At 62.4% G+C, this 25,239-nt stretch carries 22 protein-coding genes; 12 read left to right on the top strand and 10 right to left on the bottom strand.

Going from position 1 to position 25,239, the window contains the following annotated elements:
• Nucleotides 1-100: 100 nt before the first annotated feature.
• The 4 genes from EK416_RS10865 to EK416_RS10850 form a co-directional block, all read right to left on the bottom strand.
• Nucleotides 101-1,618 carry a malonate--CoA ligase gene (locus EK416_RS10865; protein ID WP_127077514.1) on the bottom strand — a complete coding sequence of 506 codons (1,518 nt, stop codon included), beginning with the start codon at nt 1,616-1,618 and terminating at the stop codon, nt 101-103.
• Between the two features lie 388 nt (nt 1,619-2,006).
• Nucleotides 2,007-2,339, bottom strand: a complete 333-nt coding sequence (locus tag EK416_RS10860; protein ID WP_127077513.1) for an SMR family transporter — start codon at nt 2,337-2,339, stop codon at nt 2,007-2,009.
• Complete coding sequence (locus EK416_RS10855) at nt 2,336-2,764, bottom strand: DMT family transporter (RefSeq protein ID WP_127077512.1); 429 nt, start codon at nt 2,762-2,764, stop codon at nt 2,336-2,338. Before EK416_RS10855 ends, EK416_RS10860 begins: the two co-directional genes overlap by 4 nt.
• A gap of 64 nt (nt 2,765-2,828) precedes the next feature.
• On the bottom strand, nt 2,829-3,386 hold the full coding sequence (locus EK416_RS10850) for an NAD(P)H-dependent oxidoreductase (protein ID WP_127077511.1): 558 nt from the start codon (nt 3,384-3,386) through the stop codon (nt 2,829-2,831).
• A 146-nt stretch (nt 3,387-3,532) separates the two neighbouring features.
• On the opposite strand from EK416_RS10850, the gene EK416_RS10845 reads away from it, so the two are divergent.
• Complete coding sequence (locus tag EK416_RS10845) at nt 3,533-4,222, top strand: TetR/AcrR family transcriptional regulator (protein WP_164729987.1); 690 nt, start codon at nt 3,533-3,535, stop codon at nt 4,220-4,222.
• 2 nt (nt 4,223-4,224) lie between these two features.
• On the opposite strand, the gene EK416_RS10840 is transcribed toward EK416_RS10845, so the two are convergent.
• Complete coding sequence (locus EK416_RS10840; RefSeq protein WP_127077509.1) at nt 4,225-5,181, bottom strand: oxygenase MpaB family protein; 957 nt, start codon at nt 5,179-5,181, stop codon at nt 4,225-4,227.
• A gap of 281 nt (nt 5,182-5,462) precedes the next feature.
• On the opposite strand from EK416_RS10840, the gene tig reads away from it, so the two are divergent.
• The 4 genes from tig (at nt 5,463) to lon (ending at nt 12,067) form a co-directional block, all read left to right on the top strand.
• Complete coding sequence (tig, locus tag EK416_RS10835; RefSeq protein ID WP_127077508.1) at nt 5,463-6,923, top strand: trigger factor; 1,461 nt, start codon at nt 5,463-5,465, stop codon at nt 6,921-6,923.
• Nucleotides 6,924-7,183: 260 nt separating this feature from the next.
• Entirely contained in the window at nt 7,184-7,828 is a 645-nt protein-coding gene (locus tag EK416_RS10830; protein ID WP_127077507.1) for an ATP-dependent Clp protease proteolytic subunit, read from the top strand.
• Nucleotides 7,829-8,107: 279 nt separating this feature from the next.
• Nucleotides 8,108-9,373, top strand: a complete 1,266-nt coding sequence (clpX, locus tag EK416_RS10825; RefSeq protein ID WP_127077506.1) for an ATP-dependent Clp protease ATP-binding subunit ClpX — start codon at nt 8,108-8,110, stop codon at nt 9,371-9,373.
• A gap of 258 nt (nt 9,374-9,631) precedes the next feature.
• The gene (lon, locus tag EK416_RS10820; protein ID WP_127077505.1) at nt 9,632-12,067 is read left to right on the top strand and encodes an endopeptidase La; all 2,436 of its coding nucleotides are present in this window, start codon (nt 9,632-9,634) and stop codon (nt 12,065-12,067) included.
• A gap of 74 nt (nt 12,068-12,141) precedes the next feature.
• Here the strand turns inward: lon and EK416_RS10815 are convergent, their stop codons facing one another.
• Complete coding sequence (locus EK416_RS10815; RefSeq protein WP_245434096.1) at nt 12,142-12,630, bottom strand: cupin domain-containing protein; 489 nt, start codon at nt 12,628-12,630, stop codon at nt 12,142-12,144.
• Nucleotides 12,631-12,684: 54 nt separating this feature from the next.
• Nucleotides 12,685-13,695, bottom strand: a complete 1,011-nt coding sequence (locus EK416_RS10810) for an alpha/beta fold hydrolase (protein WP_127077503.1) — start codon at nt 13,693-13,695, stop codon at nt 12,685-12,687.
• Between the two features lie 178 nt (nt 13,696-13,873).
• Here EK416_RS10810 and EK416_RS10805 point away from each other — a divergent pair, with 178 nt between their 5' ends.
• Nucleotides 13,874-14,353, top strand: coding sequence for an Hsp20 family protein (locus tag EK416_RS10805; protein WP_127077502.1), 480 nt, complete (start codon nt 13,874-13,876; stop codon nt 14,351-14,353).
• A 22-nt stretch (nt 14,354-14,375) separates the two neighbouring features.
• Here EK416_RS10805 and EK416_RS10800 read toward each other — a convergent pair whose 3' ends face one another.
• Nucleotides 14,376-15,707 carry a class I SAM-dependent RNA methyltransferase gene (locus EK416_RS10800; protein WP_127077501.1) on the bottom strand — a complete coding sequence of 444 codons (1,332 nt, stop codon included), beginning with the start codon at nt 15,705-15,707 and terminating at the stop codon, nt 14,376-14,378.
• Nucleotides 15,670-16,470, bottom strand: coding sequence for a TlyA family RNA methyltransferase (locus tag EK416_RS10795; RefSeq protein WP_127077500.1), 801 nt, complete (start codon nt 16,468-16,470; stop codon nt 15,670-15,672). Before EK416_RS10795 ends, EK416_RS10800 begins: the two co-directional genes overlap by 38 nt.
• A gap of 200 nt (nt 16,471-16,670) precedes the next feature.
• Between EK416_RS10795 and EK416_RS10790 the strand changes: the two genes are divergently transcribed.
• Complete coding sequence (locus EK416_RS10790; protein WP_127077499.1) at nt 16,671-17,087, top strand: SET domain-containing protein; 417 nt, start codon at nt 16,671-16,673, stop codon at nt 17,085-17,087.
• Nucleotides 17,088-17,250: 163 nt separating this feature from the next.
• Nucleotides 17,251-17,859 (top strand): hypothetical protein, encoded by a 609-nt coding sequence (locus EK416_RS10785; protein ID WP_127077498.1) that lies wholly within the window; start codon nt 17,251-17,253, stop codon nt 17,857-17,859.
• A 498-nt stretch (nt 17,860-18,357) separates the two neighbouring features.
• Here EK416_RS10785 and EK416_RS10780 read toward each other — a convergent pair whose 3' ends face one another.
• Nucleotides 18,358-20,151, bottom strand: coding sequence for a D-alanyl-D-alanine carboxypeptidase (locus tag EK416_RS10780; protein ID WP_127077497.1), 1,794 nt, complete (start codon nt 20,149-20,151; stop codon nt 18,358-18,360).
• A 474-nt stretch (nt 20,152-20,625) separates the two neighbouring features.
• Between EK416_RS10780 and clpS the strand changes: the two genes are divergently transcribed.
• The 4 genes from clpS (at nt 20,626) to EK416_RS10760 (ending at nt 25,187) form a co-directional block, all read left to right on the top strand.
• Nucleotides 20,626-20,967 carry an ATP-dependent Clp protease adapter ClpS gene (clpS, locus tag EK416_RS10775; RefSeq protein WP_245434022.1) on the top strand — a complete coding sequence of 114 codons (342 nt, stop codon included), beginning with the start codon at nt 20,626-20,628 and terminating at the stop codon, nt 20,965-20,967.
• Nucleotides 20,968-20,975: 8 nt separating this feature from the next.
• Nucleotides 20,976-23,333, top strand: coding sequence for an ATP-dependent Clp protease ATP-binding subunit ClpA (clpA, locus tag EK416_RS10770; protein ID WP_127077496.1), 2,358 nt, complete (start codon nt 20,976-20,978; stop codon nt 23,331-23,333).
• A 787-nt stretch (nt 23,334-24,120) separates the two neighbouring features.
• On the top strand, nt 24,121-24,837 hold the full coding sequence (locus EK416_RS10765; protein WP_127077495.1) for an AzlC family ABC transporter permease: 717 nt from the start codon (nt 24,121-24,123) through the stop codon (nt 24,835-24,837).
• Between the two features lie 11 nt (nt 24,838-24,848).
• The gene (locus tag EK416_RS10760; protein WP_127077494.1) at nt 24,849-25,187 is read left to right on the top strand and encodes an AzlD domain-containing protein; all 339 of its coding nucleotides are present in this window, start codon (nt 24,849-24,851) and stop codon (nt 25,185-25,187) included.
• Nucleotides 25,188-25,239: the final 52 nt, after the last annotated feature.

The raw sequence follows: 25,239 nt of genomic DNA, 5'->3' as shown, positions 1-25,239 counted from the left end.
AAGCCCTTCGCCCTAAATCCCGTGACGCGCCCTGTCCCCTTCCAGTACGGCGCGCACGGGATTTTTCTTTTCGACGGGTGACGCGTCGAGTCGGGTGGCGTCAGCTCCTGAACAGATCCTTGTGCGTGTCGCGCAGCACGTTCTTCTGCACCTTGGCCATGGTGTTGCGCGGCAGGGCGTCCACGAAGAACACGCGCTTCGGCAGCTTGTAGTTCGCGAGCCTCACCTTCAGCGCATCGTGGATCGTCTTCTCGTCTGTGGTGGCGTCCTTCGTCTTCACGACGACCGCAACCACGCCCTCACCGAAATCCGGGTGTGGCACGCCGATGACGGCGCTTTCGAACACACCCGGCAGCGCGTCGATCTCGCTTTCCACTTCCTTCGGATAGACGTTGTAGCCGCCGGTGATCACGAGATCCTTGCCGCGCCCGACGATATGCACATAGCCCGACGCGTCGATCTTGCCGAGGTCGCCCGTGATGAACCAGCCGTCGCGGAACTCGGACGCGGTCTTCTCCGGCATGCGCCAGTAGCCGATGAATACGTTCGGCCCCGTCACCTCGATCATGCCGATTTCGTCGGCGCCGAGAAGCTCGCCCGTTTCCGGGTTCGCGATGCGCACCGCCACACCCGGCAGCGGGAAGCCGACGGCACCCGGCACGCGCTCGCCGTCATACGGGTTCGACGTGATCATGTTCGTCTCGGTCATGCCGTAGCGTTCGAGGATGCGGTGGCCCGTTTTCTCCTCGAAGGCGCGATGCGTGTCGGCGAGAAGCGGCGCCGAGCCAGAGATGAACAGGCGCATGTCCTTCGTCGTCTCGCGGGAGAGGCGCGGGTCGTCGATGAGGCGGGTGTAGAAGGTGGGCACGCCCATCATCGTTGTCGCGCGCGGCAGCAGGCGGAACACCTCGTTCGGCTCGAACTTCGGCAGGAACAGCATCGACGCGCCGGAACGGAAGATCACGTTCGAGGCGACGAACAGCCCGTGCGTGTGGAAGATCGGCAGCGCGTGCAGCAGCACGTCCTTGTCCGTGAAGCGCCAGTATTCGGCGAGCGCGCGCGCATTCGAGGCGAGGTTCTCGTGCGTCGTCATCGCGCCCTTTGAGCGGCCCGTGGTGCCCGACGTGTAAAGGATCGCGGCGAGATCGTCCGGGCCGCGCGCGATATTTTCGAAGGTTTCGGCCTTGTCGGCGGCAAGCTCGATCAGCGTGCCGTCCCCTACGGTGCCGAGCGTATAGCAGCCCGCGACGCCCGTTTTGGTGCAAAGCGCAGGCGCGTTGGCATGCGAGGGACGGGCGATGAAGACGGTCGGCTCCGCGTCGCCGAGAAAATACTCAAGCTCGGCGTCGGTGTAGGCCGTGTTCAGCGGCAGATAGGCGGCACCGGCGCGCACGCAGGCGAGATAGAGGAACAGCGCTTCCGGCGACTTTTCCACCTGCACGGCCACGCGGTCGCCCGGCTTGACACCGGTCGCGACGAGAGCGTTCGCGAACCGCGCGGTCAGCGCGAGGATGTCGCGGTAACGGAACTGTCGGCCTTCACCCGTCTCCAGCGCGACCTTGTCCAGATCGGCCCAATTCGCGCTCAGCTCTGAAAATAGATGGTTTGTTCCTGACATGGTGACACGTCCTGCTGCCCTGTTTTCAGGCTAGCAAACACGCATGACGTGGCGAAACAACCACCTCCTTAAAAAGCGTTGCACGCTCTGAAGTTAGCGTGATCGCGGCATTTGTATGCAATATAGCTTTTTGAAAGCACGTATTGCATACACAAGGTCCGGTGATTGCGTATTGTGCATGCGCCTCCCGTTTTGCGGTCCGAGCGCAATCAACCGACATTTTTCCGCGTCCGTCGCGGCAGATGTGGATGGCCCATCGACGGCCTGGATCAACCCGATCGGATCCCGCTCCGGCGATTTTTGGTTGGAGTCAGAGAACGGACGATGCTCGAATTCGGGACGGCATGTCTCGTGAAGCGACGGTTTCCGAGGTGGCGGAACCCGGCTGTCAGGCGCGCGTCATGACCAGCGCCGCGCCGACGAAAATCAGGCCGACGCCGATCCAGCGCGTCCTTGTCACTTCCTCGCGCAGGATGAACCGCGAGAGGATGGTGATGGCGATGAGGTTCAGGCTGCAAATCGTGAAGGCCACGCTCACATCGAGGAGCTTCAGCGCTTCGGTGTAGATCAGCGCCTCGGCGGCGAGCGCGATCACGCCGGCCGAAATCCACATGAACCAGCGCATTTTCGTCATGGTGGATTTCTTGAGGAACACCTGCCCGATGCCTTCGAGAAGAGCGCAGAGGACGACGAGCAGGATTCCGAGGGTGGTGCCGTTCATGATGCTTCGGGCCGGGATGAAAGGTTGGGTTCGCTTGTGAGCGGTTTTGTCTGGCTGATGAAGAAGACGCCCGCGATCACGAAGATCACACCCGCCACCTCAACCGCATCGAAGGTTTCGTGCAGAAGCAGCACGGACGTGACCGGCACGGAAGCGAAGCTAAGCGACGCAATGGGCTTCGCATAGGAGAGATCGGCTTCACCCAGCACCATGAGCCAATTGAAGAATTGCAGCGTCATGATGGCGACGACGCCGAGGAACAGCGGATTTCCGAAAATTCCCGACACTGTCGATGATACCGAGAGGTTGACTTCCGGCGCGTCCAGAACGGCGGTCTTCCAGACGATTTGAAGCGTCGTGTCGAAGGCGATCGCGGCGATAAGCCCGATGAGGAGTTTCCACCTCAGCCTGCCGTTTATGATCATGACGTTCCTCGATAGATTGGATGCATGCCATCCGCCATTATCGAGGCGATTTCAGGACGGCCCGTTAACTTGTCGTTGCCTTGGCTTTCCTGAGGCGGACGAGATCGAGTTCATGCACCGCTTCGCTTACGAGATGGTCGAGGCGCGCGTTTGCCGCTTCGTCGATGATCCGGCCGCCCTCGATGGTCTTGTCGGACAAAAAGATGCCGGTGGGCAGCGTCTTTGCGCCGAAGAATCCGAAAAGCGGGCGAAGCTCATGCTCGATGACAAGCGCGTGGCGGTCGCTGCCGCCAACCGCGATGAGGCCCACCGGCGTCTTGAGCAGGGCAGGGTAGTTGAGAAGATCGATCAGGTGCTTCAGCATCCCCGTATACGATCCCTTGTAGACGGGGGTGCCGACGATGAGGAGGTCCGCCTTCTCGATGGCGTCAAGCGCGCGAATCACAGGCGGCGCCGCCTCGTCGCGGCAGCGGATGGCGAGCCAGGGCAGAAGTTCCGCGATATCGAGGAGCGTTTGTTCGACATCGGGCGCATCCCCGACGCGGGCGAGCGTCGCCTCGACGACAGAGCGCGTTCGCGAGGGCGAGGACACGCTTCCCGTAACACCGACGATTTTAAGCACGTCTCATCTCCGGATCGGCGTTGGCTGCGCGAGCTTCGGGGCGCGAATCATGTCACGCGGCGGTGTGGGCGCCAAGCCCATGCACGCGGTTCATAAAAAAGTCTCAGAGTCGTGTCCCATAAACTTTAGTTAAAGGAGCTTTGATATTGGTCAAGTCTGCACTGCCCGCCCTTGAAGAAAGTGCCTCGGCGCATCGCCTTCTGAAGAGCCGCTCCGACCGGCGCCGGGAGGACACGCGCCGCAAGCTTCTGAGGGCGACATATGAAATCGTCGCCGAGCGCGGCCTCGAAGGGCTTGTCATTCAGGACATTACCGCGCGGGCGGACGTCGGCTACGGCTCCTTCTACAATCATTTCCCCTCCAAGGAAGCCATCGTCAGCGCGGCAATCGAGGCGTTTCGCCTGCATACGAAGGGTATGTATGAAAACCTCGACGGTCTCACAAGCGACCGCGTCGAAGCGTTCGCCAACGATGTGCGTGTCTGGCTGCGCGTCGCGAAAACCGATCGCATGTGGGGTTGGTTCATGATCCGCGCGGTTCTCTCGGGGAATGACTTCCGCTTCGGTATCGGCGACCTCATCCGGCGAGCCGTCGCGGCGGGCATCGAAGAGGGCGTCTTCAGGCATCAGGATGTCGACATGGCGCGCGAAACCGTCGCGGGTCTCTTGCTGCTGGCGACACTGAAGCTCGTTTCGGGCGAGGTGGACGACGATTACGCCGACAGGATCATCAGCACGGCGCTTTCCGTGCTGGGCGTGCCGGATGCGAGCATTCGCGAGGTGATGGCGAAGCCGCTGCCGGAGGTGGCGCTGCCCGCCTTTCTCGCGGCCGCCTGACGTCAGCGCGATGCGTAAAGGAAGTCGGCCGGCAAACCGAGACGCTGGCATGACTGTACGGCAGGGCTCGAATGAAGCACGATCCGGTCGGCAAGCGCGGCTGCCTGATGAAGGAGCGCGCGTTCAAAGGGCCGCAGTCCGTAAGTTGGCCCAAGCCCGAGACGTTCGCGGATCCGTGGCGGCGTCAGGCTCACTGCGGCGCGCACGAACAGCGGCTGGGCAAGATGGGCGGCGGGCGTGAGTGCCCGCGACACGGGCGGCACGATGCGTGTTGTGCGCATGATGTCGAGAAACTCGAAAATGATCGGCGATGGTTCGAGGCGCGGCAGCATGGCTGCGAACGCCGCGTCAAGCTCTGCCTCGGACCGGGGCGGCAGCGTAGCGCCATAGAGGCGGGCGGCGGTCTCCCCCTCGCGGTAGTAGCGGTCCCGGTCGGCCTGCGGGATCGGCTTGGAATACGTGTGGTAGGCTTGCAGGAAGCCGTAGGCGGCTGTCGCCTGCACCCAGTTGAGAAGTTCGGGATCGTCGGCGCAGTAGGGCTCGCCGCCCGGCGTCGTGCCTTTCACGCGGGCATGCATGCGTCGGACGCCCACGATCATCGCTTGCGCGGCGCTAGCCGGACCGTAGACCGTCATCATCGCGGCGAGCCCGGTCCGGCGCAGCCGTCGCAGCGGCTGCGTGCGAAAGGACGTGTGCTCCCACACGCCGGTACGGACGCGCGGTTCCGCGAGTTCGAGGATAACGGCCGCCACCCCGCCTATGAAGACGGTGAGCGGGTTCTTGAATACGCGCCATGAAACCTGCGTCGGCTGGCCGAGGGCCGGTTCACCGGCCGCGCGGCTGAAATCCATCGCGCGCCCGTCTTCGGGTTCGAGGAGCGCGCGGCTTGCCCGGTCGAGGCGTCTTGCGAGCGCGCCGTGGAAAAACGTTAGCGCCGTTACGGCGTTCGATCCCGACAAGGATGCTCCCGGCTCCTGAGGTTCAGCGCGAAAATCGCGGTCGCATAACACCTTGCCGCATAACACCTTCAGGTCGATACGGGTCCGCGCAGCGGCGCTCCCGTGCCCGCCCAAGTGTGACCGAACGTTGTGGTTTTTTCCACGGGTGCTTGATGCAGCCCTTGTGGATTGGGCTGCGATATGCAATTTCACACGATCAGATGCGGGGCGAATGCGCCCGCGGCAACGATTCCCGTTGCTTCGATAACTTCGCCGATCAACGGCCAACGAGATTCCGGACAATGCAAGTTACAGAAACTGTTTCAGACGGGCTGAAACGCCAATTGAAGGTCGTCGTGCCCGCCGCCGATCTGAAGGTGAAGGCTGAATCGAAGCTCGAAGACCTGAAATCCAAAGTGAAGCTCAACGGCTTCCGGCCCGGCAAGGTGCCGCTTGCCCATGTGCGCCAGATGTACGGCAAGTCGGTGATGGCCGAAGTGCTGGAAGAAACCGTCGGCGAATCGAGCTCGAAGGCGCTTCAGGAGCGGAACGAACGCCCCGCCTTCCAGCCCGACATCAAGCTCCCGGAAGACGCCGAGGCGGTTCAGCGCATGATCGATGGCGCGGCCGATCTCGAATATACGATGTCTTTCGAGGTGCTGCCGAAGATCGAACTCACCGATCTTAAGGCGATCACGCTGACGAAGGATGTCGCCGATCCCAAGGAAGAGGACGTCAAGGGCGCCATCGACCGTCTTCTCAAGGCGAATGTAGCCTATGAGACGAAGGATGGCGCCGCCGAGGCCGGCGACCGCCTCACCATCGACTTCAAGGGCAGCATCGATGGCGAGCCCTTCGAAGGCGGCGCTGCCGAGGATGCGTTCCTCGTGCTCGGCTCCGGCCGGTTCATCCCGGGCTTCGAGGACGGTCTGATCGGAGCGAAGAAGGGCGATCAGCGCGACGTCAAGGTGACGTTCCCGCAGGACTACCAGGCGGCGCATCTCGCGGGCAAGGACGCGGTCTTCGACGTGACCGTCAAGGACGTCGCGAAGCCTGTCGACGCGAAGGCCGACGACGAGTTCGCGAAGACGCTGGGCCTCGAATCCTTCGCAAAGCTCGAAGAAGCGGTCCGCGATCAGCTTCAGAAGGAGCTTGACGGTGCGACGCGCGCAAAGCTCAAGAAGGCGGTGCTCGACGTGCTGGACGAGCGTCACTCCTTTGAATTGCCGAATACCCTCGTGACGAGCGAGTTCGAAGGCATCTGGCGCGGCATCACCCGTCAGCTCGAACAGGCCAAGAAGACCTTCGAGGACGAAGGCTCGACCGAAGAGAAGGCGCGCGCCGAATATCAGAAGCTCGCCGAGCGCCGTGTGCGCCTCGGCCTTGTGCTCTCCGAGATCGGCAATCAGAACGAGATCAAGATTCTCGACGAGGAAATTCGCCGCGCCGTCATCGACCGCGCCCGCCAGTTCCCTGGACAGGAACGCGAGGTCATCGAGTTCTATCGCAAGAACCCGAACGCGCTGAACGAACTCCGCGCACCGGTCTACGAGGAAAAGGTCATCAACTTCGTCCTCGAACTCGTGAAGACGGAGGAGAACAAGGTTTCTCCCGAAGAATTGATGAAGTCGCTGGCGGAGCTTGAACGCGAGCAGGCCCTGCTTGACGGCGGCATCGAAGAAGAACACGAGCACGTGCATGGTCCCGATTGCGATCACGACCACGATCACGATCACGACCACGCCGGGCACAAGCACGGCTAAGGCAGCGCCGCGCAAGTTTTCGCGCGGATGATGCCGGACGGATCGTGATCGCGTTGATGACAACGGGATCGGCTTTCGAATGAGCGCGCGCCACCGACCGGTTGCGCTCCCGCTCAAATCATCCCATGTTTGGTGTGGCACCCCGTGTGCCGCACCAAATTCACAAGCCACCGGCTTCGGTCGCGCCCGCGCCTTGCGTGCTGCGGGCTCTCCCCAGAACGAAGTCATCTTCGGCTCTCATCACGGCCTGGAGTAACGCCATGCGCGATCCCGTTGAATTCTACACAAGCCAGCTCGTTCCCATGGTCGTCGAACAGACCAACCGCGGCGAGCGCGCTTTCGACATCTATTCGCGCCTACTGAAAGAGCGCATCATCTTCCTGACCGGGGTCGTCGAGGACAACATGGCCTCGCTCGTGATCGCGCAGCTTCTGTTTCTCGAATCCGAGAACCCGAAGAAGGAAATCAACATTTACATCAATTCGCCGGGCGGCCATGTGACCTCCGGCCTCGCCATGTACGATACGATGCAATTCATCCGCCCCCCCGTTTCCACGCTTTGCGTCGGTCAGGCGGCGTCGATGGGTTCTCTGCTGCTTGCCGCGGGCGAGCCCGGCATGCGCTGGGCGCTGCCGAATGCGCGCGTGATGGTTCACCAGCCTTCGGCCGGTTTCCAGGGGCAGGCGAGCGATATCGAACGGCACGCCGAGGACATTCTGAAAACCAAGCGCCGGCTTAATGAAATCTATGTCAAGCACACAGGGCAGCCATACGAAGTCATTGAACGCACCCTGGACCGTGACCACTTCATGTCTCCGGAGCAGGCGAAAGCGTTCGGCATTATCGACGACGTTCTGACGAAGCGCGCCGCCGCCGAAGAAACGGGAAATCCGGGACGTTCGTGACCGACCTAGAGCTTCACGGGCACGTTCGAAAGTCCGGGTATGATTTTTAACGGACTGGAAAGTATAAGCAGTCCAACGTCCCAGACGGCCTTCGGGCAGAGTTGCGAATCGAAGCTATGGACAATCGCCCCAGAAGCCGTAAGACTATGGGGAAGCATGCGAGGAGGGCGGTGGATCGCTGGCTTTGCGGGTGCGGAATAAACCGGGAACGGTTGTTCCGGTCATCAGTCGGGCACAATCCATCGCCACATTCTGGCATGTGGGTGCTAAGGTAGGTCAATGACGAAAGAAAGCAGGGGTCACGACTCCAAGAATACGCTCTACTGCTCGTTCTGCGGCAAGAGCCAGCACGAAGTCCGCAAGCTTATTGCAGGGCCTACGGTGTTCATTTGCGACGAGTGCGTCGAACTCTGCATGGATATCATTCGCGAGGAGAACAAAAACTCCTACGTGAAGTCCCGCGACGGGGTTCCGACGCCTCAGGAAATTTGCACGGTCCTCGACGACTACGTGATCGGCCAGGACTATGCAAAGCGCGTTCTTTCGGTCGCCGTCCATAATCATTACAAGCGCATCAATCACTCCGCGAAGAACAACGACGTGGAGTTGGCGAAGTCCAACATCCTGCTGATCGGCCCGACCGGTTGCGGCAAGACGCTGCTCGCGCAGACGCTCGCGCGCATTCTGGACGTGCCCTTCACCATGGCGGATGCCACGACGCTGACCGAGGCGGGCTATGTCGGCGAGGATGTCGAAAACATCATCCTGAAGCTGCTTCAGGCGGCGGATTACAACGTCGACCGCGCGCAGCGCGGCATCGTCTACATCGACGAGGTCGACAAGATCAGCCGCAAGTCGGACAACCCGTCCATCACGCGCGACGTGTCGGGCGAGGGCGTCCAGCAGGCGCTGCTCAAGATCATGGAAGGCACGGTTGCGAGCGTTCCCCCGCAAGGCGGCCGCAAGCATCCGCAGCAGGAGTTCCTGCAGGTCGACACGACGAACATCCTGTTCATCTGCGGCGGCGCGTTCTCCGGCCTCGAAAAGATCATCGCTCAGCGTGGGAAGTCGAGTTCGATCGGTTTCGGCGCCAAGGTATCCTCGGAGGACGACCGGCGCACGGGAGAGATCCTGCGCGGCGTGGAGCCTGAAGACCTGCTGAGGTTCGGTCTCATCCCGGAATTCATCGGGCGCCTGCCGGTTCTGGCAACGCTTGAGGATCTCGACGAAACCGCGCTTGTGAAAATCCTGTCCGAGCCCAAGAACGCGCTCGTGAAGCAGTATCAGCGCCTCTTCGATATGGAAGGCGTGCAGCTCACGCTGTCCAACGAAGCGCTCAAATCCGTCGCCCGCAAGGCTATCGAGCGCAAGACCGGCGCAAGAGGTCTCAGGTCGATCATGGAAGCGATCCTGTTGGACAGCATGTTCGAGCTTCCCAGCCTGAAAGGCGTCGAGGAAGTCGTGATCAGCCCGGAAGTGATCGAAGGGAACGCCAAGCCCTTGCGGATTTACGCCGAGCGACTAGATGAATCATCGAGTGCCTGATGACACGGTTTGTTAACCGCAAGCCCGTCTCAGCCTATTTTCATCGGACCCCACCAAGCACAGGCAGCGCCGTTTTCGGCGCTCCCTTTACTGCGGCCATTAACGTCTTGATAACTGCGCTATGGACTGACGGCTTATCCGGCATGTACTGTCGGATGAGCGGCGGCGAGACGCGGGTGGCGGCCATAAGGCCGGGATCTCCGGCTGCTACAGGATGATGACAGCGGGCCTTTGCGCTGTCGGATTGAGGAGAGCGACATGACGAATCCAACCGACAATCCCAGGGCGCCGGGCAAGGGCGAGATCTTTCCGGTGCTTCCCCTTCGGGACATCGTCGTTTTCCCATACATGATCGTTCCGTTGTTTGTGGGGCGCGAGAAGTCCATCAATGCGCTCGACGAGGTGATGCGCACCGACCGGCAGATCCTGCTCGCCGCGCAGAAGAACGCGGGCGACGACGATCCGGAGCCCGACGCCATCTACACGATGGGCATGCTCGCGACCGTGCTTCAGTTGCTGAAGCTGCCCGACGGGACCGTCAAGGTGCTGGTGGAGGGGACGACACGCGCGCGCATCAAGGATTTCGTTCCGAACGACAATTACTTCGAGGCGGAAATCGAGCGCATCGAAGAGACGCTCGGCAATCAGGACGAGATCGAGGCGTTCGCGCGCTCGGCGATCAGTCAGTTTGAAAATTACGTCAAGCTGAACAAGAAGATCTCTCCCGAGGTTCTGAGCACGCTCAACCAGATCGACGACTATTCGAAGCTCGCGGACACCATTGCTTCCCACCTCGCGATCAAGATCGGCGACAAGCAGGAAATTCTTGAGCTTCTGTCCGTGTCGGAACGGCTTGAACGCGTCTTCACGCTCATGGAGAGCGAAATCTCGGTGCTTCAGGTCGAGCGGAAGATCCGCAGCCGCGTGAAGCGCCAGATGGAGAAGACCCAGCGCGAATATTACCTGAATGAGCAGATGAAGGCCATTCAGAAGGAACTCGGCGATTCCGAAGAGCGCGACGATATCTCCGAGTTCGAGGAGAAGATCGAGAACACGAAGCTGTCCAAGGAAGCGAAGGACAAGGCCGTGGCCGAGCTGAAGAAGCTCAAGCAGATGAGCCCGATGTCGGCCGAAGCGACGGTGGTGCGCAACTATCTCGACTGGCTGCTTTCCATCCCGTGGGGGGTGAAAGGCAAGGTCAAGAAGGATCTCGAAGAAGCGCAAGCCGTGCTCGACGAGGATCATTATGGTCTTGAACGCGTGAAGGACCGCATCGTCGAGTATCTCGCGGTGCAGAAGCGCACGAACATGCTGAAGGGCCCGATCCTGTGTCTCGTCGGCCCTCCGGGCGTCGGCAAGACCTCGCTCGGCAAATCGATCGCGAAGGCGACGGGCCGCGAGTTCGTGCGCATGTCGCTCGGCGGCGTCCGTGACGAGGCGGAGATCCGCGGCCATCGGCGCACCTATATCGGCTCGATGCCCGGCAAGGTCATCCAGTCGATGCGCAAGGCGAAGAAGACCAATCCGCTCTTCCTCCTCGACGAAATCGACAAGATGGGCATGGATTTCCGTGGAGACCCGGCATCCGCGCTGCTTGAGGTACTGGACCCGGAGCAGAACCACGAGTTCAACGACCATTACCTCGAAGTCGATTACGACCTCTCGAACGTGATGTTCGTCACGACCGCGAACACGCTCGACATTCCGCCCGCGCTTCGCGACCGTATGGAGATCATCCGGCTCGCGGGCTATACGGAAGACGAGAAGCTCGAAATCACGAAACGCCATCTTCTGCGCGGCCAGATGGAGGCCCACGGCCTTCAGCCGGGCGAGTGGACGGTCGATGACGATGCCATCGTCGAGGTCATCCGCCGCTACACCCGCGAGGCGGGCGTGCGCAGCCTTGAGCGCGAGATAGCCAAGCTTGCCCGCAAGGCCGTGAAGCTGATCGAGAGCGGCAAGCAGGTGAAGGTGCATGTCACGCTTGAAAACGTGCACGATTTCCTCGGCGTGCAGAAATACCGCTACGGCGAGGCCGAGCTTGAGGATCAGGTCGGCGTCGTGACCGGTCTCGCCTGGACGGAAGTCGGCGGCGAGTTGCTGACTGTCGAAGGCGTCATGATGCCGGGCAAAGGCCGCATGACCGTCACGGGCAATCTGCGCGACGTGATGAAGGAGTCGATTCAGGCCGCGAACGCCTATGTGCGCAGCCGCAGCATCGCCTTCGGCATCGAGCCGCCGCTGTTCGACAAGCGCGACATCCATGTGCACGTGCCGGAAGGCGCCACGCCGAAGGATGGCCCCTCGGCGGGTGTGGCGATGGTCACGGCCATCGTTTCGATCCTTACGGGCGTTCCGGTTCGCCGCGACGTGGCCATGACGGGCGAAATAACCCTGCGCGGTCGCGTTCTGCCCATCGGTGGTCTCAAGGAGAAGCTGCTTGCGGCTCTTCGCGGGGGCATCAAGCGCGTCATCATTCCGGAGGAGAACGCGAAAGACCTCGCGGAAATCCCGGATAACGTGAAGAACGCGCTCGAAATCATCCCGGTGGCGCGGATGGACGAGGTGCTGGCGATTGCGCTCACCCGCAAGCTCGATCCCATCGAATGGGACGAGGCCGCCGCGCTTGCCGCCGCGCAGATCAAGGAGATCGGCCAGACATCGGTTGCGGATGGCAGCGGCCTGCCGCACTGATGCCCGACTGCTGAAAAGTCAAAGTGCGAAGGACGAGGCCGCCGCCTCGTCCTTTTCTTTTTATCGGCTCCGGTTCAGAGCGTCTGCGGCGACCAGCCGGGTGGCGCGAGTTCAAAGCCTTCGAAGCTGAACGCCGGAGCCACGATGCAACTCACCAGCGTCCATGCGCCAAGGCTCACCGCCTCCTGCCAGGCGAAGGCCGGAACGACGCCCTGAAACGCTTCGCCGCCGCCCGCATTCGGGCCAAGAGTGATCGTTTCGCGTCTTCCATCGGGGTGGGCTATGCCAAGCGCCAGCGGTGCGCCAGCCTGCCAGATCCAGATCTCCGCCGCATCGACGCGATGCCAGTGCGACCGCTCACCCGCAGCCAGCAGGAACAGGATCGCGCTTGCTGCTCCCCGTCTATTGGCTTGCGGGGCGTCGTCGACTTGAGGCTCGTCCCGCCACAACTCGCGATAATGGCCGCCCTCGGGGTGTGGCTTCAGATCGAGCGCCGCGCGAGCCTGATCGGCGGTCAGCATAGGGTCGCGAAAATCGGCTTGCACAATCGTCATCGGAACCATCGGCATGTTGGCAATCGCGTTCGAGACTGGACAGCGTCCCATCGTCGGCAAAGGTCACAGAGCGATTTCAGCTTGTTCCAGCCGTCGTGGAAGCAGCGTCGAGCCGGGAATGTAGGCATCGAATGCGGCCCAGAATTGTCCACGAAGCTGATCGCGCTCCATGAGGATCTCATGATGCGCGCCCGGAATCACGATGAGGCGGCAGTTCTTCACGCGGCTCGCGAAACGCTCCATGGCGGCGTTGGACACGATTTGATCGTTGCCGGCCGCGAGCATGAGGGTCGGCACGCGGATGCTCTCCATGAAGGCGGTCGAGGCGAGCGTCGCGATAGAAGCGCACGCGGCCTGCACCCAGCCGATGGTCGGCGCGCCGATGCCAAGCTCCGGGGCGGCGCGGAGCACGTCCTGCGCGCGCTCGTATCGAAGTCGATCCGACGTCAGCGGGTTGCCCTCGAACGGCGCACGCTCCCAAAGCTTGTCCTTCCCGCCGGGTATGAAACTGTCGCCGAAGCCCAGCAGCGTCAGCGCTTCCGCCGCAGCGCCGATGCCTCCCTTGCGCTTTTCGGTCTGTGCGAAATCGATCATCGGCGCGGTAAGAACGATGCGATCCCACCAGCACACCTTCGTCTGAGCGAGACGCAGCACGAGATGTCCGCCCATCGAATGCGCGAGGCAGTAATAGGGCGGCGGGCAATCGGGCAGCACGATGCCCGACATGAAGCGGCGAACGTCGTCGTCGAACTGCGCGAAGTTCTCGACGTGTCCCTTGGAGCGGTTCCTCAGCATGCGCGATGAGCCGCCCTGTCCGCGCCAGTCCATGGTCGCGACGGCGAAGCCCCTGCGGCGCAGGTCGCCGATGGTCTCGAAATATTTCTCGATGAACTCCGTGCGGCCGTGGAAAAGACAGACCGTGCCGATGCGCCGCTCCGCCGTCGTGTCCCACCGCGCATAGCGGATCTGCAAGCCGTCGCGCGTGGGGAAGGTGCCGCAGATGGCGCCGCCAGGGACGGGATTGCGGGTGATTCCGGCCAATTCGGCCGAGAGTGAGGGCGCCTTAGTCGCCATGTACGGGCGGTCCTTGCTGTTCGTGGAAAAACTCTACCGCATGCGCACTGCGCTGCTCAAGCACCCCTTGACAGCGAAGATGTCCGAAATAAATTTATGGGTGCAGGCCAGTCGGCTGCAAACCTAAACTCCGGCCTTTAAGGCGGAGGAAACTTCTCGCTTGATAAGGAGAAAACACATGCGTCGTCTTGATCTATCCCCCCTGTATAAGTCCGCGATCGGCTTCGATCACCTTGCCAATGTGCTTGACCAGCTCTCTGGTCTCGAAAGCGAAGGCGGCTTTCCGCCCTACAACATCGAACGTCTGGGCGAGAATGTCTATCGCGTTACCATGGCAGTCGCCGGTTTCGGTGAGAACGACCTCTCTATCGACGTGAAGGAGGGTACTCTTACCATCCGCGGCGAAAAGAAAGGTGAAGCCGCCAACCGGGCCTACATTCATCAGGGCATCGCCGCGCGCAATTTCGAGCGCCGTTTCCGGCTTGCCGATTACGTCGAGGTGTCTGGTGCCGCGCTTGAGAACGGACTTCTGCATGTCGATCTGAAGCGCGAATTGCCTGAGGCCATGAAGCCGCGCACGATCCAGATCACGAAGGGCGCTCCCCAGCCCCGCGTGATCGAGGGCGATGCGGCTCGCAAGGTGGAGGCGGCTGCGTAAGGCCGCCCCGCGCCTCACGGCCTCAGCGAAGGGCGGGCGCAAGCCTGCCCTTTTTTGTGCGTGGGCGGCGGAAAAGCGCTGCGACCTCCACATGTGCCGAATAGCGAAACTGATCGAAGGCCGCGAGCCGCGTCAATTCGAACCCGCCTTCCGCAAGAATGGCAGCATCACGCGCCAAGGAGGCGGGATTGCACGACAGCATCACGACGGCAGGAATTTTCGACTGCGCAAGCGCGCGCGCCTGCGTCTCGGCTCCCTCGCGCGGCGGATCGAGCACGGCGGCTGCGAAAGCGTTCAACTCCTGAAAGCCGAGCGGATTGCGAAACAGATCGCGGCCGACCGCCTTCACGGGCTTGAGGCCCTTCGCCTCTTTCGCGGCAAGGGACAGCGCGGCAACGGCGGCAGCATTGTCTTCGCAGGCGGTGATAGGCGCGCGTGTCGCCACCGGAAAGGTGAAGGCGCCGAGGCCCGCGAAAAGGTCGCATACCGGCCCCTTTGCCGCTCCCGCCGCGTCGAGCGCTTCGACCGCGAAGGCAGCCATGTCGCGCTCGCACGCCTCGACCGCTTGCAGAAACGCGCCTTCGGGCAGCAACACGCGCGCAGGCCCGGCGGCGACCCGCGGCGGGGCGTTGATGAAGATCGCTTCGCCATTCCATGCGGCCCGGATCGCGCCGGCCGCCTGAAGTTCAGCCTCGATCGCGTGCCGGGCGCTCGTCTGAAGGCGGGGCCCGGCGATGGCGACGTCGAGCCCGTTATCTGCGGCGGTGACGTGGATCTTCGCTTCGCCGCGCTCGGCCATCGCGCCCTTGAGCCCCGCGCGAAATCGCGGAAGCGCGGCGGCGATCCGTGGCAGCAGGATGGGACATTCCTCTATGTCGACGAGATCGTGACTGCGCGACGCGTTAAAGCCGAGACGAAGCGCGCCATCCTCCTTGCGGGCGGTAAAAACGGCGCGGCGGCGGCTCGAAACGGGGTAGGTCTTCAGCGGCTCGACTGACGGCGCGCGGACGCGGGCGTGAGCGAGCGCCGCTTCCACAAGTCCGGCTTTCCAGGCGTCATAGGGCGCCGCTGCCCAATGCTGGAGCGCGCATCCTCCGCAGACGCCGAAATGGCGGCATACGGGCGCGATCCGCTCCGGGCTTGCGGCTTCCACCGCGATGAGCCGATTTTTGTCCGCGCCCACCTCTGCACGCACGACTTCGCCCGGCAACGCGAAAGGAATGTGCACAGCGGTGCCGCCGACCCGCGCGAGGCCGTCGCCCTGCGCGCCCATGGTCTCGACGGCGAGCGTCACCGCTTCCGCGCGGTTCGGCGGGCTATCGCTCGCGCGAGGCTGCGACGAGTGTTTCTTCATTGCCGTCCTGTCCCTTGATCGGCGAGGCGATGGCGCCAATCGCGCGCCAGCCTTCCGCCTCGATGCATGCCGTGACGCGCTCCACCGCCGCGCGCCGCAGGCTTTCGTCCTTCACGATGCCGCCCTTGCCGACGCCGTCGCGGCCGACCTCGAATTGCGGCTTGACCAGCGCTACGAGCCACGCGCCGGGCGCGGCGAGCGGCAGCACCGCGGGCAGCACCTTTTCGAGCGAGATGAAACTCACGTCGCAGGTCACGGCTTCGATCGGCGCATCGAAGTGCGCCGGGATAAGAGTGCGCGCGTCCTGCGCTTCCATCGACACGACCCGGACATTTTGACGCAGAGACGCATGGAGCTGATCGCGGCCCACATCCACCGCATGGACGCGGGTTGCACCCCTCTCAAGCAGCACCTCGGTGAAGCCGCCGGTCGAGGCGCCGACATCGAGGCAGTTTCGCCCGTGCGGAGACAGGCCGAATGCGTCGAGTGCCGCTGCGAGCTTGAGGGCGCTCCGCGCGACATACGGCATCTTTTCAAGCACTTCAACGTGTTCGTCTTCAGAGACTTCGAGTCCCGGTTTGACGTCGGTTCGTCCGCGCACGCGGACAACGCCCCGGCGGATCATGTCCTGCGCCTTCGAGCGCGTTTCCGCCAGTTCGCGCCGGACCAGAAGATGGTCGAGTCGGATTTTCACACGCAGTCCCAAACCTTCGTAAATATCGACATTAAGCTTGTTGCAAATGACAATGTTTGGCGCAATCATCGGCACCCTGTGTTGTCTTCGGCAACCGGATCAAGCGCTATTTCCAATCCTCTGAAGGATGTTGAAAAAGCACATGTGAGAGAAGACTGCCTCCTTCGCGGCCTAGGTCGCCAGAAGGCCGTGAAGCGCGAAGTAACCAGCGCATAGCCGTTCAGGCTCGAAAAGCAACCAACCTCACACAATACTTGGGAAATCAAACCATGATGCTTGTCCGCACCTATCTCTCGAACAGTGCGATCGAGGGAGTAGGCATTTATGCTGCCGAACCAATCAAGAAAGGAGACGTGATCTGGCGGCTGGAGCCGAAGTTCGACGTTTTCTTCACCGAGGCCGACATCGAAGAATTGCCAGCCCATATGCAGGATTTCATTCAGCGCTACTCCTACCCGCATATGACCAGGAAGGGAATCTGGGTTCTTGAAGCGGACAACGGCCGTTTCATGAATCATAGCGAGACGCCCAACACCGACTTCACCGATGCCGATCTGGGCTACGCCATCCGCGACATCGCGGTGGGCGAGGAAATCACCTGCAACTATCACGAATTCGATTCCACTTTCCAGGGGTGGTTCCCAAGCCTGACGAAGGTGAACGGGGACGCACACTCCCACACGTAAATTCCCGCAGAAGAGGCCCCCGGATGTAGCGTGTCCGGGGGCTCCGGTGCGCAAAGTGCTGTTGCGGCTCGGCCATAGGAACGAAATTATCGATTTTCGGCACGTGATATTTACCCAAACCGTGTCTATAGATTCCTGTTGGAATTTTTAGCGGGGACGAATCATGCGGTCGGCTGCAAGGAAAAACTGGACGCGGGTTTTGTGCTTCGGGCTCGCCGGTCTGTCGGTGCTGACGGTCGCCGTGCCGGAAAACGCGGGGGCGGAGTGCTATGTTCAGGCGCCGCTCCGGCCCGTCCATCGAACCTTCATCCGCCGGGATGTGGTGGAACCGGGCGTTTACGAGGTGAGCCGTCGGCCGGGCCAGCATGGGGTGATACAGCAACAGGTTGCCGTCGCCGGCGCTGTCGTGTGGCACGAGACCCCGCCCGTATACAAGACGGTGACCGTGCGTGTCAGAAAGCCCGGCGGTTCCATCTGGCGCGAGCAGTGCGTGGGCGGTCAGGCCGCCGTTTGCCGTGTGCGCGTCCCGCCTCAGGAATTTCTCGTCGAAAAGCAGGTGCTCGTGCGTCGGGGACACCGCTGGGCCGAGCGGGTGACGCCCGATGCGGTTGCGCTGACCGAGCGGCGCGTGCTGCTGCGTCCCTACAAGAACTATGCCCATTTCCAGCGGCCCTATATCGCGTTCTCCCGTGAGCGTGTGGCCGTGCAGCCCGAGGGCGCGCGCTGGGTTCCGGCTCCGTCGCAGCCGCAGTGCTGCGAGCCGAAATGCTGAGTGATCGGCGGCGCCGGTCGAAGTCTCGCTGACTTTGCACGGGCCTCGCTGAGGCGGCGCGGCGGGTTGTCCGACCGATAGCGCCGATCTGCGCGAGGTGCTGGGGGCGGCCATCATGAGCGGAGCAGGCTAGCGGCCTGATCAGTCGCTCGCAGGCCGACCGCTCGAACTCCTTCGCACATTGAGCGGAGACGTTGTTGCAGCCAACGCCTCTTGCTTGACGTGCTGCTCGCCGGGGGCGTCATCCGGCCTGGATCGGCGTGCGTTTAAATCGGACTCGATTTGACGCGACCAGGATTTCACCGCGTCGCGCCCACACGACGCGGCAGCCTCGCGCGGAGGGGTGGCCTAGAACGCGAGGCGACTGCCCGCCTGCCTTGAGCTTGAGCTTCCCCGTTTTTTCTAAATCAGAAGGTGCGCTCTATCTCTTGCCTCGTGGTGCGTCCTGCCAGCAGTCCCGCCATGCCGCGCTCCAGCGGGACGCCTGGAGCGAACAGGTTACGGCGCACGGACATTCATGCACTCGATGCCGGAACGCTTGAGCTTCTGGCACACCGATTTCGCCTGTGCCTCGTCGTCGAAGCGGGCGAAGCGGGCGCGGAACATCGTCGCGCCGCTCGACAGCGAAACCGGCATGATGAAGTCGGGATGCGACTTGCAGAAGGCCGGCCCCAGCGCTTGCCGCACGCTTTCAAGCCTGAGTTGCGCCTGCGAGTGGTCGGGGAACGCGCCCACCTGCACATGATAAGGGCCGGGCTGATTCATCGCCTCGCGTGCGCCTGTCGCTTCCGCGGTGGCGATGGTTCGAGGTTCAGGCGCGGCAGTCGACGCAAGCGTAACTTGAGCCGAAGCCAACCGAGGCGATGAATAAGGGGCGGTTTCCGCAGCCTCTCCGTCGGTCTGGACGGCGGCAGCGGCGAGAGGCGCAACCTCGGGAAGCCGGACTGTCTTGTTGTGGACCGACATGTTCTTCGGCAATTTTTCACCGGGAGCGGGAAAAGTGACGGTGACGGCCACCTGCTTCGCGCCGGAGGCCGTCGCGCCATGATCGACCATCGCGCGGCCCGTCGCCTCCTCGGGCTCGTCCGTGGCGGTGTCTGATGTCTCGGCGGGCTCGCGGGTGGCGCGCACGGCAAGGCCGTTTTCGAGCGACGAGAAAAGAATTGCGTTCGAAGTGCTGTCGGGCTTGCGCTTGAGCTGAAGTTCGGCGGTGGGTAGGCGCGACACGCGCCTCAGATGCCCCGTGCCGCCCGATTGCGCGGCCGCAGCCGGAGCAGGTTCCTTCGCGGCGGGCTCGGCGGACGCGACACGCTGCGGTTCCGGTGCGCGGCTCTCGCTCTTGCGATCGGCCGCCGTCGAAGGTTTCTGCGGCGAGGTTTGAGCGAATTGTTTCGGCGCGAAAGACGACACGAGCGCCCCCGCGTTCTTCGCGGCGGTGAATGTCATGGCTTTCGGCCATGAAGCGTCAAGGATATTGCGCATGGCGGCGTTTCGCACGCTGGCGGACGATCCGCCCAGCACCACCGCGATGAGCCTCTTCTCTCCGCGTCGCGCGGTGGCAAGAAGATTGAAACCCGACGCCGAGGTGAAGCCCGTCTTCATGCCTTCCATGCCGTCATATGAAAACAGCATGGTGTTGTGGTTGCGGTAGATTTCGCCGCCATACTGGAAATATTTCGTCGAGAAGACGCGGGACCGCTCGGGGTAGTCGGTCAACACCGAGCGGGCGAGGATGACGAGATCCTGCGCCGTGGTCCGCTGTTCGGAATTCGGCAGGCCGGACGCGTTGCGGAACGTCGTGTTGAGCATGCCGATGGTGCGCGCCTTCTGCGTCATGCGGCGGGCGAATTCCTCCTCGCTGCCCGCCAGCGCTTCGGCAACGACGACAGCCATGTCGTTCGCCGACTTGGTGACGATGGCGCCGATGGCGTCGGAAACCGTGATTGTGTCGCCGGGATCGAGGCCGAGCTTGGTCGGCGACTGCGAGGCGGCGTAGCTCGAAACGCGCAGCCTGGTGTTCATGGCGAGCTTGCCGTCGCGGAGCGCGTCGAACAGCAGATAGAGCGTCATCACCTTGGTGACGGACGCCGGGAAGCGCGGATCGGTTGGGTTCTTCGAGATGAGAATACGCCCGGTGTGGAAGTCGACCACCATGGCGGAACTCGCCGGAGAGTAAGACGGCGCTCTGGCGGCTCTGCGGCGAGCATCGGCGGGACTGGAAAGCGCGAGGAAGAGAAAGGCCGCGAGCGCGCAAAGAAGCGTCCCACGCAAGGGCGCACCGGCGCATGCCATGTCGACCCGAGGCCCCTCAGCCGGTGCCAAGCCCCTATTTTGCCACGGAAATTGAAAACGCAAATTTCGAACCACGGCGGTGTGAAACCCCAGAAACGTGTCTTCAGCAAGGCGCCGCGTCAAGGCGTCGCGTGAGCGATCAACCTCAATGCAAGGTTGTTCGTTCAGCTTGCTATACCTGCGCGGGCATTAATTCGGTCTTACCCATTCCAGACGTGGGGCGTGGCATTTCGATCGGGCCGACGGCATTCTTGAGTGTTTGGAAACACCGCTGCGTGATGAACAAGGTGCCGCCCTTCCAATGTGTGAAGGGGAGCACATATATTCGATGTGGCGCCGGGCTTCGGGGGCCTTGACAGACGAAACCGATAAACGGGATGATGCAAGGTGATGGCCTCGTTTCCGCGCGCGTTATGGAGGCGTCAGGCAGAATGGCAGACGCTTGAAACGTTCAGGCTTCCGATAGGGTCTCGAATGGTTGCTGCGATGGCGGGCAATAACGGTTTCAAGGACGACAACGGCCTGAAAACAGGTGTCGTAACAAAAACTCGTCCCAAGACGAAACGACCGAGCCTCTACAAGGTTCTCCTCCTCAACGACGACTACACGCCGATGGAATTCGTCGTCTACGTGCTTGAACGGTTCTTCAACAAGCCGCGCGAGGAGGCCACGCGCATCATGATGCATGTTCATCAGAAAGGCGTCGGGATCTGCGGCGTTTATACCTACGAAGTTGCTGAGACGAAAGTCACCCAGGTGATGAATTTCGCGCGCCAGCATCAGCATCCCCTTCAGTGCACTATGGAAAAGGAGTAGGTGCGGCAGTGCCATCATTCTCAAACAGCCTGGAAGAGTCGCTCCACCGCGCTATCGAATACGCCAACGAGCGGCATCACGAATACGCAACGCTGGAACACCTGCTCCTTTCGCTGCTGGATGACCGCGACGCGTCTTCCGTCCTTAGAGCCTGCAATGTCGATGTGGAGCGGCTCAGGGCCAAACTTACCGAATTTCTCGACAAGGAGCTGAACAACCTCGTCCTAGACCAGGACGGCGAGGCGCAGCCGACCGCGAGCTTTCAGCGCGTGATCCATCGCGCTGTCGTGCATGTGCAGTCTTCGGGCCGCGAAGAAGTGACGGGCGCGAACGTGCTCGTCGCAGTCTTCGCCGAGCGCGAGAGCAACGCCGCCTATTTCCTGCAGGAGCAGGACATGACGCGGTTCGACGCCGTGAACTTCATCAGCCACGGCATTTCGAAGCGGGCCGGCATGTCCGAACCGCGCGGGGTGCGCGGCGTCGAGGACGATGCGACGACGGTCGACGGCTCCGATGACAAGAAGCGTTCGACCGATGCGCTCGAAGCCTATTGCGTCAACCTCAATCAGAAGGCAAAGGACGGCCGCATCGATCCCCTGATCGGGCGCGACAAGGAAATCGAACGCACCATTCAGGTTCTCTGCCGCCGGTCCAAGAACAACCCCCTTTATGTGGGCGATCCGGGCGTGGGCAAGACCGCCATCGCCGAAGGCCTCGCGCGCAAGATCGTGCGCGGCGAGGTGCCGCAGGTGCTCGCCAACGCGACGGTGTTCTCCCTCGACATGGGCACGCTGCTTGCGGGGACACGCTATCGCGGCGACTTCGAGGAGCGCCTCAAGGCGGTGATGAAGGAGATCGAGGCCTATCCGGGCGCGATCCTGTTCATCGATGAGATCCACACCGTGATCGGCGCGGGCGCGACTTCGGGCGGTGCGATGGATGCGTCGAACCTGCTGAAGCCCGCGCTGCAATCCGGCGTGCTGCGCTGCATCGGCTCGACCACTTACAAGGAATATCGCCAGCACTTCGAGAAGGACCGCGCGCTCGTGCGGCGCTTCCAGAAGATCGACGTTGCCGAGCCGACCGTGGAAGATGCGGTGGAAATCATGAAGGGGCTCAAGCCTTACTTCGAGGACTTCCACAACATCAAATACACGAACCAGGCGATCAAGGCGGCGGTTGAGCTTTCCGCGAAGTACATCCACGACCGGAAGCTGCCCGACAAGGCGATCGACGTGATCGACGAAACCGGCGCGTCGCAGATGTTGCTGCCGCCCTCGAAGCGCAAGCGCACCATCGGCGTGAAGGAAGTGGAAGCGACCGTGGCCACCATGGCGCGCATCCCGCCCAAGACGGTGTCCAAGACCGACACGGAGCTGCTCCGCAACCTCGAAGGCGATCTGAAGCGCGTCGTGTTCGGTCAGGATCAGGCGATCCACGCGCTTGCCGCCGCGATCAAGCTCGCCCGCGCTGGCCTTCGCGATGCGGAAAAGCCAATCGGCTCGTATCTGTTCTCCGGCCCGACGGGCGTCGGCAAGACGGAAGTGGCCCGCCAGCTCGCGAGCCTGCTCGGCGTGCAGATTCTGCGCTTCGACATGTCGGAGTACATGGAGCGGCACACGGTGTCCCGGCTCATCGGCGCGCCTCCCGGCTATGTCGGCTTCGATCAGGGCGGCCTGTTGACGGACGGCGTGGACCAGAATCCGCATTGCGTGCTTCTCCTCGACGAGATCGAGAAAGCGCACCCGGACCTGTTCAACGTGCTGCTTCAGGTGATGGACCACGGCAAGCTCACCGACCATAACGGCAAGCAGGTCGATTTCCGCAACGTCGTGCTCATCATGACCACGAACGCGGGCGCGGCCGACATGGCGAAGCCCGCCATCGGCTTCGGCAGCCAGCAGCGCGTGGGCGAAGACGAGGAGGCGATCAGACGCATGTTCTCGCCGGAGTTCCGCAACCGCCTCGATGCCGTTATCCCGTTCGCCCGCCTCTCGCGCGAGATGATCGGCAAGGTGGTGGAGAAGTTCATATTCCAGCTCGAAGCGCAGCTCGCGGACCGCAACGTGGTCATCGAACTGACGCCAGAAGCCATGGAGTGGCTCGCCGAACACGGCTACGACGAACATTACGGCGCACGGCCCCTTGCCCGCGTCATTCAGGAGAGCATCAAGAAGCCGCTGGCCGAGGAACTTCTGTTCGGCAAGCTCGAAAGCGGCGGGACGGTGCGCGTCGTTGTCGAGCCCAAGGACGGCAACAGGACGCTGGCCTTCGAGGTCATCGAGACGAAGCCGCCGGTCAAGATCGAAGATGCCGAGGCGGGCGACGGCGATGGCCCGGCTTTGTTGCCGAAGGGCGCAGCCTGATCGAGTGAAAGTCGCTGCGGGTTTCGCGGCGTTCGAGAGGAAAAAACGCCGGAGCGCAGACCTGCGCCCGGCGTTTCATATGTGAAGGCCGTGGGCTTGGCGGTCGGCAACCCCGGCCAGCGTTCTATCGCCATGCCGCGAATCGGGTGCACACCACGACGCCGTCCGTTGAGTTGAAGGCCGTTCAGCTTTTCCGGGTAGATCGATGCCGACTGACCGCAGGAAGGACACGGCCCTACCAAACCCGGGTTTCAAAAAATCGCGAATACACGAAGGCCGCAGAGCGAAAGCTCTACGGCCTTGTGGAGGTTACTCTTGTCTGATTGGCGAAGTGCTGACGGACTGTCAGCCAGCATAAGGAACCAGCGGGATCAGCGTCAGTCCCGTGGCCAATGCAATTGCCGCCCACTCGGAGAAATTAAGCCTAGCCATATGAAGTCTCCTTCAACATGTTGTTGCCAAGGGTTTATTTTCCCTAGTCTGTATTCTCACTTTAGCCGCTGTATCGAGGACAATGAAGTAACAAAGTCTCACAAAGTCTTTATGGAACGATATCGCAACGGCGGCTCCTCGGCATGCCCATGTGCCTCCGGCTTGTTTGCAGGGTCGCCTCGCTGCCGCCAACGCCTGACTGGCTCCCGCGCGGGGCACGACCCGGCGTTTTTGAGCGTGCTTTCGAGCGCATCAGAAGCGATAACGCTCGAACGTTCATGGCCGCTTCGGCCGTCTCTTGAGGCCAGATTGCTTTGCTCCCCAACCGTCGCCGCGCCGGCGAACACCACCCCAGATGACACGCACTGAAACCGGTTTCCGCATGGCGTTTCGCGATGCCGCCCGGGCGCCCGCCGCCGTGCTCTGCCTTTCCTTCGTGGGCTTCGGCGTGCTGTGCCACGGCAATGGCGTGGGCCTCACCTTCTCGCTTTACACCACCATTTTCATGTATGCGCTGCCGGGGCAGGTGATGCTCGTCGACCAGATCGGGCGCGGCATGCCGCTCTGGACCGCGGCGCTGGCGGTCTCTTTCACGGGCGTGCGCCTGCTGCCGATGACAATCGCGCTCGTACCCTATCTGCGTGCGGGGCGAGGGACGCGGCCCGTCGATTATTTCGCCTCGCATTTCGTATCGGTGACGCTCTGGATCGAGAGCATGCGGCGGGTGCCGTTCCTACCGCGCGGGCTTCGGCTACCCTTCTATTTCGGCCTCACGACGATGCTGGTGGGCGTGAGCACGCTTGGCACGGTGGCGGGCTATCTCATCGCCGACCGCCTTCCGCCCATCGTGGCTGCGTCGCTGATCTTCCTCACACCCGTCTATTTCCTCATGGGGCTTTCCGCCAACGCGCGCGCCGCGGCCGACTTCGCGCCGATCCTCATCGGCTTTTGCCTCGCGCCCGTGTTCATGTGGCTCGTGCCGAGCCTCGACCTCGTGCTGAGCGGGCTTGTCGGCGGAACCGTCTCGTTCCTGCTGTTCCGGCGCAAGGTGTTGCGCGCAGGGAAAGCGTAAAGGCAGCCGCGATGCACGACAGCACATGGATCTGGCTTTCATTCGCCATCGTCGGGACGGCGGCGAGCGACATATGGCGGTTTGCAGGCGTGTTCCTGTCTCGCGGCGTCGACCCGGACAGTGCGGTGATCGTGTGGGTGAAGGACGTGTCGACGGCGCTGGTCGCCGCGCTCATCGCGCGCATGCTGCTTTCGCCCACGGGTGCGCTCGCGGGCGTCGGCGATGCGGTGCGTTTCATCGCGTTCGGCGCCGGGCTTGCCGCCTTCGGGCTGTCCGGACGCAGGCTCGCGGTCGGACTTCTGGCCGCCGAGGCCGCCTTTTTCGCCGCGCACGCCTTGCTCGAAACGTAGGGAACGCGCGTTTCGTTCGGCCATTGGAAATGGCCGTGCAACCGCCGATGTA

It is taken from the genome of Rhodomicrobium lacus, from assembly GCF_003992725.1.
Classification (GTDB): domain Bacteria; phylum Pseudomonadota; class Alphaproteobacteria; order Rhizobiales; family Rhodomicrobiaceae; genus Rhodomicrobium; species Rhodomicrobium lacus.
The sequence above is the reverse complement of the archived record's forward strand: the minus strand, read 5'-3'. Positions and strand labels throughout refer to the sequence as shown.